This window comes from Staphylococcus sp. HMSC056G08, from assembly GCF_001812305.1.
GTDB lineage: Bacteria > Bacillota > Bacilli > Staphylococcales > Staphylococcaceae > Staphylococcus > Staphylococcus simulans.
The window spans coordinates 1,468-20,601 of record NZ_KV808496.1 but is presented as its reverse complement, the minus strand read 5'-3'; the positions used below and the strand labels follow the sequence as shown (position 1 = coordinate 20,601).

The following is a 19,134-nucleotide window of genomic DNA, read 5'->3' as shown; positions in this document are numbered from 1 at the left end:
TATCACCAGTCCTAAATAGTATAGAGCCTTTTTTGATTGCTATAACCCAGGAAATAAAAAGTATATTTTCTCTTTCCTTCATCCTTATAACATGAAAACATCCCCGCCGAATGACAGGGATGTAGGGTGTATTGCTTTTATTTTTTATTGTATTTTTCGATTTCTGCTTCACGTAATTCAACACGACGGATTTTACCTGAATTAGTTTTTGGTAATTCTTCAACAAATTCAATCGCACGTGGATATTTATAAGGTGCGACATCGTACTTGACATAATTTTGAAGTTCTTTCACTAAGTCATCACTTGGTTCATAGCCATCTTGTAAGATAATGAAGGATTTTACGATATTACCACGTAATTCATGTGGGCTTGCGACCACTGCACATTCTTTAACTGCAGGGTGTTTCGTTAATGAATCTTCCACTTCGAATGGTCCGATTGTGTAACCAGAGCTGATAATGATATCGTCTTTACGGCCTTCGAACCAGAAGTAGCCATCTTCATCAACTTTAGCTAAGTCGCCTGACATGAAATAGTTGCCGACGATACGTTCTTGTGTACGTTCAGGCTCTTTGAAGTAACCTTTGAACAATGCAGGTAAATCGACTGGAACAGCGATATTGCCGACTTCTCCGACTTCAGCTAAGTTACCTTCATCGTCAATAATAGTGACTTCACTGCCAGGGATAGCTTTACCCATAGAACCTGGTTTACCTTTAACATCTTTTAATAAACCGATTACCAAAGTACTTTCTGTTTGACCATAACCGTCACGCACTGTGATATTGAAAGTATCTTGGAATTTCTCAACAACTTCTTGGTTTAAAGGTTCTCCGGCTGATACAGCGTCATGAAGATGAGATAGGTCATAACTACCTAAATCTTGGAGCTTGGCCATAATACGGTACTCAGTCGGCGTACAGCAAAGTACGTTGATTTTGTATTTTTCGAGTAATTCTAAATAGACTGTGCCGTTGAAGCGACCATTAAACACAAAGGCTGTTGCGCCGGATGTCATTGTAGATAGGAATGGACTCCATACCCATTTTTGCCAACCAGGTGCGGCAGTGGCCCATACAATGTCACCTTCACTGATGTTCAACCAATGTTTCGGTGCCATCTGCATATGTGCGTAACCCCAGCCATGTGAGTGTACAACAGCTTTAGGATTGCCTGTTGTACCTGATGTATAAGGTAAGAAAGCGACGTCATCACGTTTTGTCGGTGTGATGTCTAATTCCTCACTCATTTCTTTTTTGCCTTCTTCGACATTAATCCAATCTTCTTTAGTATCCCCAATAATGAATTTTGTTAAGTCATCATATTCTTTTACGCCTTCAAATTCATCTGCCCCTGACGCAATAGACAAGACTGCATCGACTTCACCGTGTGTAATACGGTACTGCAAGTCTTTCGTTCTTAACATTTCAGATGCTGGGATTAAAGCGACACCTAATTTCAATGCCGCAATATAAACTTCATATGTTTCAATACTGCGTTCCATTTTAATGAGTAATGTATCGCCTTTACGCAAACCATGTTGTTTAAATAAATTACCAATGCGATTTGCGCTGCGAATTAATTCATCATAAGTTACTTCTGTTGTTCCACCTGCATTATCTTCAAAGATGATCGCAACTTTTGATTTATCTTTTGCGTACTTCTCAATCTCAGAGACAATATTGAAATCTTCAGGTGCCACTAAATGGGGTTTATTCATTCTTTTACTCCTCCTAACACTAAAAGCACGTTCTGTTATTTTATTTTGAAAATAGAATACCACTCCATTCTATCAATCCTCAACTTATAAGATAAGCGAAGCGGTTTAAATTATTAAGGAAAACGTTTTCTTTTAAAAATTAATTCTACTTAAAGAATAGAAATACTTGTTATAATGAAACTGAATCAAATTATAGAAAGCAGGTATCAAGATGAAATCCATTCTTTTATTGGGCCAATCCAATATGGCAGGCAGAGGCTTTCTAAATGAAGTTCCAGCCATTATTAATGAACATATCAATGTCTTGCGAAATGGCAGATGGCAAATGATGGGTGAACCGATTCACGCTGATAGACATTTAGCAGGTGTCGGTTTGGCGAGTGCGTTTGCGCAAGCTTGGTCAATCGACCATCCCAATGAATCTATCGGCTTAATCCCTTGTGCTGAAGGCGGCAGCGCTATTTCAGAATGGCAACCCGGAAGTGTACTCATGCGCCATGCACTTTCTGAAGCACGTTTTGCGCAAGAAACGAGTGAAATTATCGGTATCTTATGGCACCAAGGTGAAAACGACTGTAATCATGATTTATATCAAGTGTATCAATCACAATTAAAAAATGTGATTGCACATGTTAGAAAGGAACTTGATCTGCCTCATGTACCTTTCATCATAGGTGGGTTAGATCATTTAACACATGCAGAAGGTTTCAGTCGTACTTTGACACAACATGCAGAAATCAACCATATTTTACAAACTATGCCGCAACAAGTACCAGACACATACTTTGTCACTTCAAAAGGGTTAACAATGAATCCAGACGGTATTCATTTTAATGCACAATCATTAAGAAGATTCGGCTTGCGTTATTATGAAGTGTTTAAAACGTTAACGTCATTATACGAACCGTTAAAAGACGAAGCGACATGTGTTGAAGCCTTATATGAACGTCCGCTATCTAAAAATGAACAAATGCGTGTTGAATATGAAAAGTTAGCGACAGGTCAAATATCATTTGAAACGTTTAGCGAACGTCTTAAATCATAGAAAACAGAATGCACCCTCGTGTCATCAACACGAGGGTGTTAAACTATCTGTTATTAGATTTCTAAAAATTCAAATAATTTTTATGCTAAGTTCGTATCGTTAGGCAAAGTGGCTTTCTTTTTTCTAGCTTTCACACCTTCACGTTTATCTTTCGGCAACTTCACAATCTTATATCCTGTGTATGCGAAGATAATAGAAATGATTGGTACTAAGAAGTTTAAGAATGCGAATGGCGCATACTGCATTACGCCGACACCTAATGTTGATGCGATAAACACACCACATGTGTTCCATGGTACGAAGACAGAAGTCAGTGTACCGCCATCCTCTAACGCACGTGATAAGTTCTTAGGATGTAAACCTTTATCCGCAAAAGTTTGTGCATACATACGTCCTGGTACGATAATAGAAATATATTGTTCAGAACATGTGAAGTTTGTACCGATGCAAGATAGAATCACTGATGTTAATAATGAACCTGTATTCTTTGCCCAACGTAAGATGATGCTAATGAGTGAATCTAACATACCTGAATATTCTAAGACACCACCGAATGTCATTGCGACGAGTGTCAGTGAGATTGTATAGAACATAGATTCTAAACCACCACGGTTAAATAACTCATCCACCATCTTATTGCCTGATTCCATTGTATAACCTGTTTGAAGTGCAGTCAGTGCTTCTGTTAAAGAACCGCCTTGTACAAAAATTTGTGCGAAGAATCCTAAGATAATACCAGCACAAATGGCAGGAATGGCAGGTACTTTAAACATTACTAATACAATAACAGCTAAAGGAATTAACAATAACCAAGGTGAAATCACAAATTCATTCTGCATCGTTGATAGAATTTTCTCAATATTTTTAGCGTCGAAATTACGATTACCATACTGCATCCCAATAATAAAGAATGCGATGAGTGAAATCACAAGTGCTGGGATTGTTGTATAAGTCATATGTTTAATATGTTCGAATAAATCTACTTTTGTTAATCCTGATGCTAAGTTTGTTGTATCAGAGAGCGGACTCATTTTATCTCCAAAATATGAGCCTGAGATGACAGCGCCTGCTACCATACCTGGATTGATTCCCATACTCATTCCAATCCCCATTGAAGCAACCCCCACAGTTGCCATGGTAGACCAAGAACTTCCGATTGCTAATGCGACAATACCACACAGTAAGACGACTACTGCTAAGAAGAAACGTGGATCAATCAACTGTAGACCATAATAAATCATTGTCGCAACGACACCGCTGCCAATCCATGATCCGATAATCAATCCGACTAAAATAATGATGACAATCGCAGGTAATGCATGTCTAATCCCCTTATACATCATCTGCTCGACATCGTCGAACTTATAGCCATGCAACATTGTAACCCCGATAGCCACTGCTGTCCCAATCATCAGTGGAATATGTGGTTCTTTCTTTAATACTGCGACTGTAAATAACATGACCGCTATCATTAACCCCAATGTAAATAATGACGGCCAAATTCCTATGGCTTTTGGTTTCTTTTCATTTTGTGCTTGTTGTTCTACGTTTTGCCCATTTTTCTCTTCTCCTTGCATATATAAACCAGCCCCTTTTTATATCTTTAGTGTCATAATACATAAAAATGAAATCGCTTCCAACAAACAATTGACAGACAAAATGTTCAAATTCACCCTCTTTTTGTCTTTTCTGAAAATACAATGTCATTTCAGAAAGTGCTACAAAGTAAGTCATACCAACTGTTTTGATAATTCTGATAACTTAAATTACACATTCATTTTACCGATAATTTAAGTATCGAAAAAAATTAAAAAAATTTAAAATGCAGTTGCGAAATCGTCGATTAACGCAGCAGCATTTTAATGAAGTGAATCACAGGAGATATGTCATTAGTTATTACTACCCCTAAATTATAAATTTAAAGCAAATTGCATAAAAATGTAGGATAAAATGTTAAGGTTAAACTAGCTTGAGAAAATTAACTGTGTTAAAAAAGCCATGCTAAATTTTATTTTGCTCAATTGCTTTACCGGATTTAATATTTAATTAAGATTATAATGTTTTCACAAAAAATATGATTAAATTATTTCAAGAAGGTTACACTGTTACTAAAGGGATTAATAAGTATGGATAAGCTTAAAGCGGAAATTAAGTGAACTTAGGAAAGGAGATAATTATATAGAAAGAGCGATAAAAAGAGGTGTTTTAGAATGAGAAAGATAAAGAATCCGATATTGATTTCAGCGAGTGTGGTTTCGATAGCTATGGTTAGTTTGTTGACATTATCTCCAGTAACGTTCAGTGCTTCAGATAAATATCAATCGATGACGCAACTGCAAGAGGCTACACAAGAGGGTAAAGATTGGACGATCAAAACAAGTAAGGGCACAAATGAAACACTGATTGTTGCACCCCATGGCGGTGGCATTGAACCAGGTACAAGTGAAATTGCTTATGAAATCGCAAATAAAAATAATGCGAGTTACTACACATTTAAAGGTATTCGTCCAATAAATAATAAAGAACTGCATGTCACATCCGCAAATTATGATGAACCTAAAGCACAAGCCATGGTTCATGAGTCGAAAAATACAGTGACTATTCATAAAACAGCACGTTCTGGTAATGATATCTATGTAGGAGGACGAGATGATGCTTTACGTGAACGCATCACTACGTCGTTAAGATCAGAAGGTTTTGATGTCACAGAAGCGACAGGTAATATTGCAGGGCGTAATTTAAATAATATTACGAATCAAAACCAACAAAAAGCAGGGGTGCAAATTGAGTTGAATAATCAATTTGCGAACCAATTCTTTAAAAATAGCGATGCATCTCGTCCAAGCCGTGAAAATCCAGCGAATTGGACAGACCGTATGTCTGCATTCACTGACAGTATTAATAGCGCTTTGAATGAGTCTTAAAAAGTTAATGAATATGTATAAAGAAGCAGCGGCACCTTTTAGGCCGCTGCTTCTTTAGTGAATCATTTGATATTAAATGAAGTTATTTAGTTTTATGACGAACAAACCAAGTAAAGCCGATAGCCAGAATCAGTCCAATACCACTAAGGAATAATAGTGGATAAAGATAAGGTGGTGTGTAAGAAAGCTGAATGTGTTTTTGACCTTTTTTAACAGGAATGACTGTTTCAATACCATTACCTTTTTTCACTTCTGCTTCTTTACCATCAATTGTCGCATGCATACCTTTTTCGTACGGTGTCGGGATGACTAAATAACCATAATCTTGTGGTTGTTTTGTAAAGGTATAGCCGTGAGATGTAGGTTTGATTTTGACACGGTCAACTGAGCGTGATGTAGTTTTCAACGCTTGATAATCTTCACCGTAGACACCTTTAAGTTTATAACGGTAATTGCCTTTAGGTAAGTTTAATCGCACTTTATCATCGGCTTTGATACGAATAGTTAATGGATTAACCACACGACGATAAGAGTAACCGAGTGAACTGCGGTTTTGCGTGAATTCATTTAGTTTAACTCGGTGTGGTTTATCTGGTGACTGTAACTCAAGTTCAATTTCAAAATATAAATCTTTATATTTATCAGTCATTGATTTTGGAAGGGTATAATCAATACCGCCATTTTTCTCTTTAACTTTTAAGGTTTCGTCTGTTTTATTCCAACGCGCATCATCAGCTTCTTCTTGGATTTGTTCTTTGTAGTTGATGTTATGTTCTGTTTTGTGAGTCGCTGGCGTAGCGTCATCTAAGACGACACCTTTTAACATCGCATGCTCTTTCTCAATTGGTGTTTTTAATTTTTTATTATCATAGACTTTATCTGTGATGTGGGTAGCAGGGTAATCAATCGTTGATGCTGAATGTTCGTATTTATTTTTCTTTCCTTTAATTGTGGATTGCGGTTCAAAACCATAAGGGCGGTTGTGGTCGATTGGGTTTTTGAAGCGGTCTTGTACGTTCCACAATGCCATTAAGTTCGCGCGATTACCTAAAAAGCGATAGTTACTATTTTTATCAATCGGCTGTGCAATCTGCATTGTTTTATCATAGTAATTTAAAATATCTCCATTAAACAGACTAGAATATAATGCGATTCCTCTAAAGCCATAAATTAAAGGCGAATTTTGTGCAGGGAATGAGAGATATTCAATACGACTGAATGGATCTTTCTCTCGTTGCAACTGATCAAATTTATGTTGCAGTTTAGCATTGTTGTAATTGTCTTCTTTCATAGAAGCAATCGGACGTTCATAAATAGACATATGTGTATCATGATAATTTTGTATCATTACCAATTGTTGAATGAATACCAGTAAAACAATTGCGATGTAGGTGGCTTTTCGCTTCAACAAGTGTGGTTGATACAAACAAATAAATAGGAAAATCATTAATACCAGTGTGACCCACATCCATGTATTATTACCGTCGTATTGTGTATACATATATAGCATGACAACGACACAGCCAAGGGCTGTATATAGGTATTGCTTGATAGAGACTTCAGAAAGATGAAGTAAGAATAACGCAATCAAGACACTGGATGAAAGTCCTAAAATATATACCCATCTGCGTGCAGGCAATGAAAAGCCATTAAAGAAACTATCGAAATAAGGTGTTAGTGATCCTATCAGCATAATCCAAGTTAAAATCGCAAATAAGCGATAGAAATAATGCTTATATAATCTAAATGCAAATAAGGCGATGAATGTCAGTGTTGAAATTGTGATGTAAAAGCCGTCAGAAAACATATGATATTTTTCTTTGAAATCAATGAGTAATGAAAGTGTTAAGTTTGGATTGATTTGACGGTCATTAGCCATAACTGCTGAAACGCCTGTATAAAAACCGAGACTTGCGATCATTAAACTGAGTACTGCCGCAATAATTAAAAGATAAAGCTTCTGTACGCGTTGGACAATGTCTTTATGGTATGGCCAAATAATGCGATATAAAGTATAAAAGCTTAGAATAATAAACTCATAATAACTGAAGTAGAAATTAGAGAATAACGTGACCGCAATCGCAAAGATAAATAAACCGATTTTGCGCGCTTGAAAGAAACGTTCTAAGCCTAATAACGATAACGGCAACAAGATTAGTACGTCACCATAAAATGACCAGGTAAAGTTAAAGTAAATCGTCACTACAGAAATTGCATACATTAACGTTGCGAGTATGACGAAGAAACGGTTGGAATTAAGGTATCTAAAGAAATAGATACTTGTTAAGACTGTGAATACTACACGAATATAACTCAAGAAAATCTGGTTGGCAGCCCAAAATTGTATACTGTGCGCAGGCAGATTAAAGAGTTGTTCACCAATATAGACGATACCGAAGTATAGCAATAATAAAGGTGAGGTTGCGTAGTAATAAGATAAGCCTTTTGTATAATCTCCGCCTAAGCCGAATGAAACATCATAAAAACTTCTGAAGTGTGTGTATTGATGATATAAATACTTTTGGAAAGGAACTAACTGTGAAAACCCATCGCCTTTACTAATGAACGCAATGCCTTTTGCCGCATTCATAAAGAAAGGAATAAAAACTAGTGTAGTTAGTGCAATACTCAAAAGTAAAATCAATAGAAAACGTTTGAGCATAGGATGATCGCCTCGCATTATGTTCAGCCTCCTTTAGTAAGTAGATTTTTAAAGAAATGAGGACTGAGATAACTTTTATGTCGTCATCTCAGTCCCTTGTTTGTGATGGGTTTAACTTTACAATTGATACAGTAATAAATTCACACTATCTTACTTCAACATCATGTTCTGTTTCTGTTTTCTTGTCTTTCTTGAAGTAAGTTGCACCTTGGAAACTGCCGAAGTTTGGATTGTCTGCGCTGTTTTTAGGATTGTAACCTAAGTCTTTAATCGTCTTAAGGTCTTGGTCGCTCATGCCGTCTTCATAATAGACATCTTTGCCGTCATTATAGAAGCGCGGCTTATCAATTGTTTCTTGCAGTGAATCTTTACCGCGTAAGTAATTAGATAAGTTTTCTTGCATAAGAGTCGGTACTTTATTACCACCTGGTGTACCGCCGCCGAAGTAATAATCTTTACCAACCACAATGGTAGGTGAGATGAATGAACGCGGTGATTTATGTTTGTCACCGTGGTTATCACTATCTGGTGAATCTGAGAAACGTTTTAAAGCATTGTTCATAAAGAAACCTTGCTTCGTATAAGCGCCAGAACCGAAGAAGTTGTTGAGTGTGTTTGTTGAGCTTGTCATGCGGCCTTGTTTATCAACAACTACAAAGTGTGAACCAGCTGTATTCACTTGTCCTTGTAAACCGAATTGATTTTTAATGTTCTTGTACTTTTCAGCACGTTTTAATAAATAATGATCTCCTGTATGTTTAGTGTCATTTTTTGCTTGATCATTGATTAAATATCTATTTTTAAAGTTTACATTTCTTGCTTCGATAACACTTTCAATAAAGTCATTTCGTTTTTCTTCACCTAAGTTACCATTGATAGACTGATCAATTTTCAGACCTTGAAGTGTCAGCATACCGCTGGTTGGGTTAGGTGACGTATAGACTTGGTTATTCAGATAATTAGTTGAAAGTGGTTGTTTCGTTTGTGTTTTATAGTCAGTGAAATCTTTCACGCTTAAATGACTCCCGCTTTGTTTAGCAATGCTTGGTCCTTGTGTTTTATAGAAATAATCTGGACCGTGATCTCTGATCCCCTTTAATGTTTTAGCTAAAGCTTCTTGTTTAACGACGTCGCCATTTTGTACGACTTGGTCTTCCTTTTTAAAGAAAGGTGAGTTGTTATCTAAGTTCCCACTATATTTAGAAAGGAGTTTTGCAAGGTCAGTGTTGACTTGGAATCCGTCCTCAGCAAGTGGAATAACATAGTTTAAGATTTTCTTTTCACTCATATGACCTTCTTTTTCGTGCATGTCATGCATACCTTGAACAAAACCAGGTACACCGACTTCGTCGCCTTTTTGATAGTTATAGCCAGAAACTGTGTTGTAGTCATAGACAGTAGGTTTGGACCCCTTTTTTCCATCATACGTCAATGACGTACCTTCACCGCCGAGTCCTGCAGCGTAAGGTTCAGTAACTGCTAAAGTATAAGCAACACCGTAAGCTGCGTCGGCTGAGTTTCCGCCTTCTTGAATAATTTTATTTCCGACAGCTCTCGCAATTTTATTGTTCGTTGCGACACCGTATTTCTTTTTAGCGTCTTTATGATTTTGAGAGGCTAATTTATTTTCATAAAGTTCATCTTTATCGACTTGGTCTTCTTTATTTACAAAGTAGAAGACAGTAGATACCAGCAATGTGATGATAAATATAACTGTCAGTACCTTTTTACTATAAATGTTCATGGAAGGTATGACCTCCATTGAAAGACACGTGTTTTTCAGTTTTTAAATCATGCTTTTCATATTTATCTAAAGGTTCATTCGCATTGCTGAGAATAATCATTAAGAAAATGCTGGCGATGATCAATACAATAGCCGCATATAATAAGTAATTCTTAATTTTCATAATAGTAGCCTCCTTTAGTATCTTTAAGTTTGATGGATGGGTGAGAAATACGATTTTTTAGTTTTGTTTTTTCTATGACGTTCATATTATCTTTGGTGATTTTATCTCCGGAAGTCTTAATCGGTGTAATCATGAAGTCACTGCGATTTCCATCCCATGATTGTTGAACCGCTAAGCCTTTTTTATTCTCAGATAAGAAATCATCTGAAGTGACATTACCTAAACTGTAGAAGATTGGTGTATTTTGATGTTCTTCAATTTTTTGAATCACTGTATTATGGCCTAAGACCACATCAGCACCTGCTTCTGCTAGGGCGTGACCGTAAGTCTTCTGACGGCTTGTGACATGGGGTTCATCTGGAATACCCCAGTCTACATTGACAACAACCATGTCACTTTCTTCTTTAAGTTTTTTCACTAATGGAACAAAGATTTTCGGATCTAAAGCGATAGATGTTGTGGCTTTATTCGCATTCGTATATTTTGAGTTGATGTCTGTAAATGACACAGTCGCAATTTTCTTACCATGAATCGTCTTATGAGATACTTTACTGTTTAATGGGTTTGAACCATTACCGGTTAAAAAGTTATAACCGTATTTTTGATTGGCTTGTTTTTCAATTTGTTTCATATCTGCGAGGTCTACTGCGTTGTTGGTCAAATTAAGATTTGTAAAGCCAAGTGATTTCATAAATGCGATATTATCTAAGTTCTTTTTGACGTTCTTAGATGGATTTTTAGATACGCGATTGATATTCAAGCTAGTTGAAGCATAATCACTTTCTTTAATGATGCTGTGAATGGGGTCGAACATATCATCTAAGTCACTTTGTCTGATGTATTTATTCAAATTGACATTACCAAAGTAAGCTAAGTGAATATCATCTTTATGTTTAGCGAAGACATCGACCTTATGTGTTTTAGCAGTGGCCATGAGCGTTATGAGTAGTATCAGCGCAACGATAGACACAACTAACATGTATTTAGAATTATGCTTCTTTTGATTTTTGGATTTCTTTAAAATCCAATTCTCTATATTGAAACGTTGCTTGTTAGCCATACTCTAACTCCTTCTTATTTGATAAAGCTATATGCGAATAACACGACGTACGTGATACAAGTCAGCAGCATACATGAAGCTAACGTAGTGATTGTACCTTGTTTTTGAATGGTATTCGCGATAATGCCTGGAATGACAATACCGATACCGGATATCTGCACGACCTCAAAGGGGGTCAGTGGATATATCAAGTCAAAAACGAATTTTATAATCATGCCGGTTAAAATCATTGCGGCGAACTTTCTACGTCCATAAAGTAAAGCAACTTTACTAATACCGTGTGCCACAATGAAGTATGTCAGACAGCTGATAATCAGTACTGACAGCAACATAATAGGTTGATCAAATATTAAAGCTAAATAACCAGGTACTACGAGCCCTGCAGGATTGATACCGAATTTCTCAGCGAATATCAAGCTGAGTACGATACCTACAAATAATGAGAAATACAGCTCTGAACCTACCAAAATTAATCCATCCCTTCTAATAAATTCACGACTTTCTTGCCGTTACCATGAATATTGCCGACACAAAATACCAGTGCCGATTTGGATTCCTCATAGATTGCTTGTTCTACTTCTTCGAAAGGTCTTCCTTCAAAGTTCAAGTATTTTTTATCTGGTTGAGATTTCATGACTTCTGTCACAAGCTGCGTACTCTTGCCGACACAAATCAACGTGTCGAAGTCTACGTCAGTAATGAAATCTTCAGCAAAGAGTTTTGTTCTATCTAAACGGTCACCACGACAATTCAAAATAATGACTTTTTTTTCATAGGGATATTTGTAGTCGATTACTTTTTGGAGAATCGCTTTAGATGACTGAGGTTCGTTTGCGGCGAAGGCATTAACGAAGATGTTCTTAGTATCGTTCTTATGATAGTAGTGTATATGTACTGCGCCACTATCAGGCGGTGCGTTCAACATACCTTCAATTGCGACATCTGGATTGGCGCCGATTGCTTTTGCGACACCCATCGCAATCGCGACATTGTCAGGGAAGACGATATAGTCGAATTTTCGAAGTAAATCTTCTTCAACTTTATCTCTGTCCACGACAATCGTTTCAGTGTTGCGTTTATCTGCGACTTTCTTAAAGAAGTCTGTGTAATCGTCTTTCATGATGACAAGTTTTCCGTTATAAGGAATGGTTGCGGTAAATGCTTCTGCCACTTCATCTAATGTCGGACCTAAAGTTTCCATATGGTCTTCCATGACATTGACGATGACACCCACATTCGCCTTTAACAGCTTTTCTTGAAAGACGATTTGATAGTCTGGATTGACGGCCATACATTCATTGACGATGGCTTTACCTTTGTTGTCGATGACATTCTGCAAAATATCCTTTTGCTCTCCGATGTTCGGACCTTGAGGTTTACGAACGACTGGATATTCTTCTTCATCAAACCAATACAGCATTCGGGCATCAGTTCCTGTTGTTTTACCAATAACTTGGTAGTTATCTTCTCGTAAGATGCCGTAGATTAATCGAGTAATGGTGGACTTACCGCGAATACCGTTAATGTTGATACGTATCGGAATCTGTTTGATACGTTTTCTATGTACATGCATTTCACGAATGCCAAGTACTAAAATCAATGCGGAAAATATGATTACTAATAACAAAATTTTCACCTCGTTTTTTTATCCCCGAACAGATTAACATATCAAATATTAAAAAATATAATTTTACTAAAATGTAAGAATGTTTATTATTTGTTAGAAAAATGTAATATATTTTAGTTAAAACCTATCAATTAGCATTAAATAATTAAAATGTCATAATATACAGGCAAATGTGACAATTTTATAACAGGCACTATAAAAACTCAGGAAAAAGTTGATAGGTCTCACTTTATAAAGGTCTCCATTATTGTTTAACAACGGTAATATTTGTAATATATGTAATATTATTAATTATTACCATTAAAATCTAAAAATTAGTTTATATGTATCAATTTATAATTACACAAAAACGGAACTATTTTAAATGTATCAAGCTTAATGCGGCGATGTATGATATAGAAAATTTTGTAAGTTGGAGATGGCATTTACCATTGAAAATGGAAAGTTTATGAAAATTAACTACTATGTTAAGTAAGATAATCTTATGGGAATTTATTTTGAGACAACCCAGCTTAGAATGAACTATTGAAAAGCTTATCGCATATATGTAAGGTAACTCGGGAAAAGATTATTAACGATATAGAAGAGAGAAGGAAGAAAAAATGGAAACGATTTTGGTTGAAGAACACTATATACTGACAGATGTACAAGAAAAGGTGAGGAATTTAGTTTCGAAAGATCCTAAAGGTGTTCCGTTAGAAACAATGCTTTCAGCTTTAGAAGAAAAGACTGACTTTCATGGTGAAGATGATCTAGACCAACATAAAACGCGTATGAAATTTATGAATGACAATAACGTACGTATGCAGGTTTTATCTTATGGTAAAGAAGCACCTTCACTCTTAATAGGACAGGCAGGAATTGAATTATGTCAGTTATGTAATGATGTGTTAGGAGAGTATGTGGACTTACGTCCGACACGTTTTCAAGGCTTGGCGGTATTGCCGATTAATGAACCAGAAGCAGCAGCACAAGAATTAAGAAGAAGTGCAAAAGAACTAGGACTTAAAGGTGCGTTGATTGCAGGAAGAGGAGATGACGGTACGTTCTTGGATCATCCGAAGTATGAGGGGATATTTGAAGCGGCTGCAGAATTAAACGTACCAATTTACTTACATCCAGCACCGATTAAGTCTGAAGTCTACCAAGCTTATTATAATAGCTCAAGCTATGATGACGTTACTGCATCAATATTTGCGTCATTTGGCTATGGTTGGCATATGGAGACAGGGGTTCATGCGGTTAGATTAGTGCTTTCAGGATTATTAGACCGTTATCCGAATCTACAAATCATCCTCGGCCATTGGGGAGAGTTTGTGCCGTTCTTCTTAGAACGTATGGATCAAGCAATCATATCAGAGCATTTAAAACAACCTATCAGTACGTATTTTAAAAATAACTTCTACATCACGCCGAGTGGGATGTTATCGAAACCTCAATTTGAAATGATACGTCACTATTTCGGTATTGATCGTATCTTATATGCATCGGATTACCCGTATATAAAACCAGAGGGATTAACGACATTCTTAGATGAATTGAATCTCACACCAACAGAACAAGCTAAAATTGCTTATCAAAATGCGGAACGTTTATTTAACATTGATACAGAGCAAGATTAAATAAACTGCATTATGTTATATAATGCAAAAATAAGTACAATAAGTTTGAACATTTGATGAAAAGATCAGGTAAAGTTGATTTGGTTTGACGTGAAACATTCAGGTATTTATTGTCTATGAAATAAAGTATACTTGACAAATCAAGTATAATAAAAAAGCGTTTGAATTTACGTAAATAATGACATCTATATTCCGTAAAGATATAAGTAGAGCCTCTATTTCTGACAGGCTCTACTTTTTATGTTCGTCTATAATAATTTAAAGTTATACTTATTTGTTTTAATCAAATAATTTAAGATTAATGATAAACATATTTAAGATTTAGAAAGGTTATTGATAATTTAAAGAAAACGTTTGCTTGCGATAAGGTTGTAATGACAGTATTGTTAAAATACAACTTGTGAGCGATTGTATGTTTTAAACATACAATGTTTTATAATATGTACAATTAAATATTTCGATTTGCTATTATGATATTAATGTGAGGCAAGAGAAACTTCGTAACAACTAGGAGGTCTTTGATTAGAAATGAAAGAAAAAGCAATATTAAAATCGCTTCATGTATGTTTAGGTATCAATGTTAAAGCATACGATTCTAATCTGAATGAGATACAGGAGTATACATCGAAGAAAATGATAAGCCCGCAATATAACGAACTAGATCTTATTAAATCTGTTGAAGATGAAAAGAAAAGGCATAATTACTATATTTTAACAGGTGCCATGAATGAAGTATTTCTACTTCATAACTTTGAGGACAAGCATTATCTGTTTGGTCCGTTTAATGTCCATTGTTTACCACCGGACGACTTCTTTACACACTTTTTAAAACAACAAAACATCAGCATTAAATTTAAAAAGGCAATCAATGATTATGCACCAGAAATAAAGCTCTATTCTCTAGAAGACATTAGAGACATTATTAAATTAGTGCACTATCTTTTTACATTAGATCGTCAATCAGACCCGACTTTTGAGCCTATACATAGCTATGTAGAAAAGTTGCAGAAAATGTTAGACGACGCTGGGTTAGAGAAATTATTTTTTATTGAAAATGAAAACGAAAAGAATAAATTAAAGTATGAAAAGCAAGTGATGGATTTAGTTAGACAAGGTTCTATAACAAAGTTGAAGAAATCTCTATCAGATTTGGAAGGAGGAATCATGCCAACAAGCAAAAGAGATTCTATTCGTAGTGAGAAGAATTATTCGATTATCGTTTTTGAAAAATTATCACAACTCGCAATAGAATCAGGCATGGATGTATTAGAAGCAACCCGCACGAGAGACCAAATGATTATTGACAATGAAGCCGCTAAAAACTTTTCGGAAATTATGAAAGTCAGAAATGGCGCTATCGTATTTTTCACTCAAAAAATAGGTGAAATCGTGGATGAAGAGCTCTCCCCATTTTTATCTTCAATTCTCAACTATATCAACCAGAATCTTTACAATGAAATCACGATAGAGTCGATTGCTAAAGAATTTAACATTAGCCAAACGACCTTAAATTTAAACTTTAAAAATGAACTTGGTATGACAGTTAAAAAGTATATTACTAAGTCAAAACTAGAAGATGCTAAGAAGTTACTAGATCGTAACTTAAACATCAGTGAAATCTCCCAAATGTTAGGTTATGCAGATTCTTCTCATTTCTGTAAGAAATTTAAAAAAGAATTTGAAATGACACCTACACAGTACAGAAGAAACAAAAAAGTATAATATCACAAAAATATGTAAAGTAATAAGTACCCTTTCTATTATTTAATACAATATTTTAATACTATAATTAAATATAATCACATTAAGCCGTCTGATTTGTTATTGTTTCCTACTCATTTTGTGAGTCCCCAGGGATGAAGAAAGTCTGTCTATTTCAAACACTAGTTCTTCTCCAACGTTCTACAGGAACAATACAGATTGGTTCGGCTTAATTTTTATACCTAATTAGGGATAAAAGCATTGAACGGCTTAAATAGAGAGAGGAGAAACACATGAATAAACAACTAAATAATTTTGAGGCAAAGCACCGTAACAAATATGCAATCCGCCGATTTTCGGTTGGTACAGCATCCATTATTGTAGGTGCTACCTTAATATTCGGTCTTGGTCACGAAGCAAAAGCAGTAGAGGAGATAACGACATCAAACCAGGCTAAAGATTCAACATCAGTACAGCCAGATGAGCCTGCGAAAAATGCAGGGGCACCAGATGCTCAGCCGGCAAACATTGATAACACTGAAAATCAATTAAATAATGACACACTAAAAGATCCGATTAAAAATGACACACTAATAGACAACAAAGCAGATACAAAACAACAACTAGAGAATACCTCTAAAGAACCTAAAGTATCACAACCAACTACAGAATCAACACCTACCAAAGAATCAACACCTACTAAACAAAAAAATCCTATTGAAGAAAAAACTCCACTTACAGAATCAGCACCAACAATTAATGAAGCACCAGAAACAGGTGTACAACCTGAAAACAATCCACAAAAATTTGAAGAATCAGCAGAAGAAAAACAATTAATTAAACCTGTAGAAGCACCTCAAACATTAACTGCATCACAACCTGTTAATCCGGTTGTTGAAACAAGGGGTGGAGAAGCGGATATTACACCGCAAAAAACTCCAGTAGTAACGGCAGACTTATTAAAGCAATCATCTCAAAATAAAGATAGGGACACTATTGAAGCTACAGCACAAAACGCACAAATATTACGAGGAGCAGCTTATACTGCTGAAGATTTGAAAGATGTAGCAACGGATCAAAAGGGTTCTAACGTTAATGACTTAGTAACAGTTTCAAACCCACAAATTAGCCAAACAAAAATTGACCCTAACCAAGGCGGTAATTTCCGTTTAACAGCGGATTATAAAGTAGATGACAAAGTTAAAGGTGGAGATTACTTCACAGTACAAATGCCTGAATACGTGACATTCAACGGCGATTTACATTATAAAAACGCAGAAGATAAAGCATATACAGTATTAGCCACACCAACGGGTATGATTGTTGCGATAGGTGTATATGATACAAATACTAAACTTCTCAAATACACATTTACAGATTGGGTTAATGATAAACAAAATATTTCTGGCAAATTCGACTTAACACAATTTACTGACAGGGATAAAGCTACAAAAAAAGGTGTATATACTTTGAACTATGATTTAGCCGGAGAAAAGTATAACCCGCAAATCACATATGATTATGACGCTCATGATAAAGGCTTATATCCAGCTTCTGTTGATACTGTAATTACAAGTGTAGATGCCTTACAAAAAACAAATGATTTCCAACAAGTGATTTATGTTAATCCAATGGATAATAATCTAGCTGCAGCTATATTAAGAATAGGACCCAAGGATAAGGATAGTAATGCATTATTAAAAATTGATGATACACAACTTCGTATTTATAAAGTGCCTAATAAAGCAGATTTAACAGACAGCTATGCATTTGATGTTTCTAAATATCCAGATTTAACATCAAATTATCGTGTGGACACAGATAATCATGGTAATTTATTGGTGAACTTTGGGGCTATTAGCGATCCTTATGTCGTAGTTGTTGACTCAAAATTTGACCCGACACTCAGTTCTAACTTAACAACAAGATCTATATTATATGCCAGGGATTATAATGGTAGGGAAGCTACTTATTACTATGACACTAATGTAGTGACTCAATATAGTGATGGAACTGGTGACGGTGTACTTGAAAACTACAAAATTGGAGATTATGTATGGGAAGATATTAATCAAAATGGTATTCAAGAATCTACTGAAAAATCAATTGAAGGCGTAAAAGTTATTTTAAAAGATAAGGCAGGTCAAATACTTCAAACAGCAGTTACAGATAAATATGGTAACTACTTATTTAATAACCTTAAAAATGGTGAGTATGTTGTTGTATTTGAAACACCAGATGGCTATGTTCCAACAACTAAAGAATCAGGAAACAATCGTGAAAAGGACTCTGATGGATTGATTTCATATGTAACGATTAACGGAGAAGATGATTATACGATAGATTCTGGATTCTTTAAACCAGTAGTAGCGACATATAATTTAGGTGACTATGTCTGGGAAGACAGCAATAAAGATGGTATCCAAAACTTAAATGAAGTAGGAATTGCTGGAGTAACGGTCACATTAACAAAACCAGATGGTACAAAAGTAACGACAGTTACAGACGAAAAAGGTAAATATAAATTTACAGACTTAGAAAATGGTGAATACCAAGTAGATTTCGAAACGCCAGAAGGTTATAAATCTACATTAATTGAGCAAGGAAATTCTAGAGCGCTTGACTCAGAAGGCACATCAGCCACAGTGAAAATCAATAATGCAGATGATTACACAATTGACAGTGGATTCTACAAACCAACAGTTGAGCCGACACCAGTTCCAGCAACATACAACTTAGGTGACTATGTCTGGGAAGACAGCAACAAAGACGGTATCCAAAACTCAAATGAAGTAGGTATTGCAGGTGTAACAGTCACATTAACTAAACCGGATGGTACAAAAGTAACGACAGTTACAGACGAAA

Annotated in this window: 13 protein-coding genes; 5 read left to right on the top strand and 8 right to left on the bottom strand. The window is 35.6% G+C overall.

The genetic code is table 11. The features are described 5' to 3' along the window. Positions 1-137 precede the first annotated feature (137 nt). On the bottom strand, positions 138-1,721 hold the full coding sequence (gene mbcS, locus HMPREF2846_RS08635; protein ID WP_070626447.1) for an acyl-CoA synthetase MbcS: 1,584 nt from the start codon (positions 1,719-1,721) through the stop codon (positions 138-140). Between the two features lie 211 nt (positions 1,722-1,932). Between mbcS and HMPREF2846_RS08630 the strand changes: the two genes are divergently transcribed. Next, positions 1,933-2,766 carry a sialate O-acetylesterase gene (locus HMPREF2846_RS08630; protein WP_070626446.1) on the top strand — a complete coding sequence of 278 codons (834 nt, stop codon included), beginning with the start codon at positions 1,933-1,935 and terminating at the stop codon, positions 2,764-2,766. Between the two features lie 80 nt (positions 2,767-2,846). On the opposite strand, the gene nhaC is transcribed toward HMPREF2846_RS08630, so the two are convergent. Then, positions 2,847-4,343: a Na+/H+ antiporter NhaC gene (nhaC, locus tag HMPREF2846_RS08625; RefSeq protein WP_002480101.1), complete on the bottom strand. Its 1,497-nt coding sequence runs from the start codon at positions 4,341-4,343 to the stop codon at positions 2,847-2,849. A gap of 633 nt (positions 4,344-4,976) precedes the next feature. On the opposite strand from nhaC, the gene HMPREF2846_RS08620 reads away from it, so the two are divergent. Continuing rightward, positions 4,977-5,690, top strand: a complete 714-nt coding sequence (locus HMPREF2846_RS08620) for a poly-gamma-glutamate hydrolase family protein (protein WP_083309993.1) — start codon at positions 4,977-4,979, stop codon at positions 5,688-5,690. A gap of 82 nt (positions 5,691-5,772) precedes the next feature. Here the strand turns inward: HMPREF2846_RS08620 and HMPREF2846_RS08615 are convergent, their stop codons facing one another. The 6 genes from HMPREF2846_RS08615 to pgsB form a co-directional block, all read right to left on the bottom strand. Then, entirely contained in the window at positions 5,773-8,370 is a 2,598-nt protein-coding gene (locus HMPREF2846_RS08615) for a YfhO family protein (RefSeq protein ID WP_083309992.1), read from the bottom strand. Positions 8,371-8,497: 127 nt separating this feature from the next. Further along, positions 8,498-10,096, bottom strand: a complete 1,599-nt coding sequence (locus tag HMPREF2846_RS08610) for a gamma-glutamyltransferase (RefSeq protein WP_070626445.1) — start codon at positions 10,094-10,096, stop codon at positions 8,498-8,500. Further along, complete coding sequence (locus HMPREF2846_RS14425; RefSeq protein WP_002480097.1) at positions 10,083-10,259, bottom strand: hypothetical protein; 177 nt, start codon at positions 10,257-10,259, stop codon at positions 10,083-10,085. The genes HMPREF2846_RS08610 and HMPREF2846_RS14425 overlap by 14 nt, the downstream gene beginning before the upstream one ends. Beyond that, the gene (locus HMPREF2846_RS08605) at positions 10,249-11,319 is read right to left on the bottom strand and encodes a CapA family protein (protein WP_070626444.1); all 1,071 of its coding nucleotides are present in this window, start codon (positions 11,317-11,319) and stop codon (positions 10,249-10,251) included. The genes HMPREF2846_RS14425 and HMPREF2846_RS08605 overlap by 11 nt, the downstream gene beginning before the upstream one ends. A gap of 14 nt (positions 11,320-11,333) precedes the next feature. Beyond that, the gene (gene pgsC, locus HMPREF2846_RS08600) at positions 11,334-11,786 is read right to left on the bottom strand and encodes a poly-gamma-glutamate biosynthesis protein PgsC (protein ID WP_002480095.1); all 453 of its coding nucleotides are present in this window, start codon (positions 11,784-11,786) and stop codon (positions 11,334-11,336) included. A gap of 2 nt (positions 11,787-11,788) precedes the next feature. Beyond that, positions 11,789-12,946, bottom strand: a complete 1,158-nt coding sequence (pgsB, locus tag HMPREF2846_RS08595; protein WP_002480094.1) for a poly-gamma-glutamate synthase PgsB — start codon at positions 12,944-12,946, stop codon at positions 11,789-11,791. A gap of 602 nt (positions 12,947-13,548) precedes the next feature. Between pgsB and HMPREF2846_RS08590 the strand changes: the two genes are divergently transcribed. From HMPREF2846_RS08590 to HMPREF2846_RS08580, 3 genes are all read left to right on the top strand, one after another. Further along, complete coding sequence (locus HMPREF2846_RS08590; protein WP_070626443.1) at positions 13,549-14,568, top strand: amidohydrolase family protein; 1,020 nt, start codon at positions 13,549-13,551, stop codon at positions 14,566-14,568. A 528-nt stretch (positions 14,569-15,096) separates the two neighbouring features. Then, the gene (locus tag HMPREF2846_RS08585; protein WP_070626442.1) at positions 15,097-16,290 is read left to right on the top strand and encodes a YSIRK-targeted surface antigen transcriptional regulator; all 1,194 of its coding nucleotides are present in this window, start codon (positions 15,097-15,099) and stop codon (positions 16,288-16,290) included. A gap of 272 nt (positions 16,291-16,562) precedes the next feature. Then, positions 16,563-19,134: SdrD B-like domain-containing protein (locus HMPREF2846_RS08580; protein WP_070626441.1), on the top strand; the 2,572-nt coding region annotated here is incomplete at its 3' end.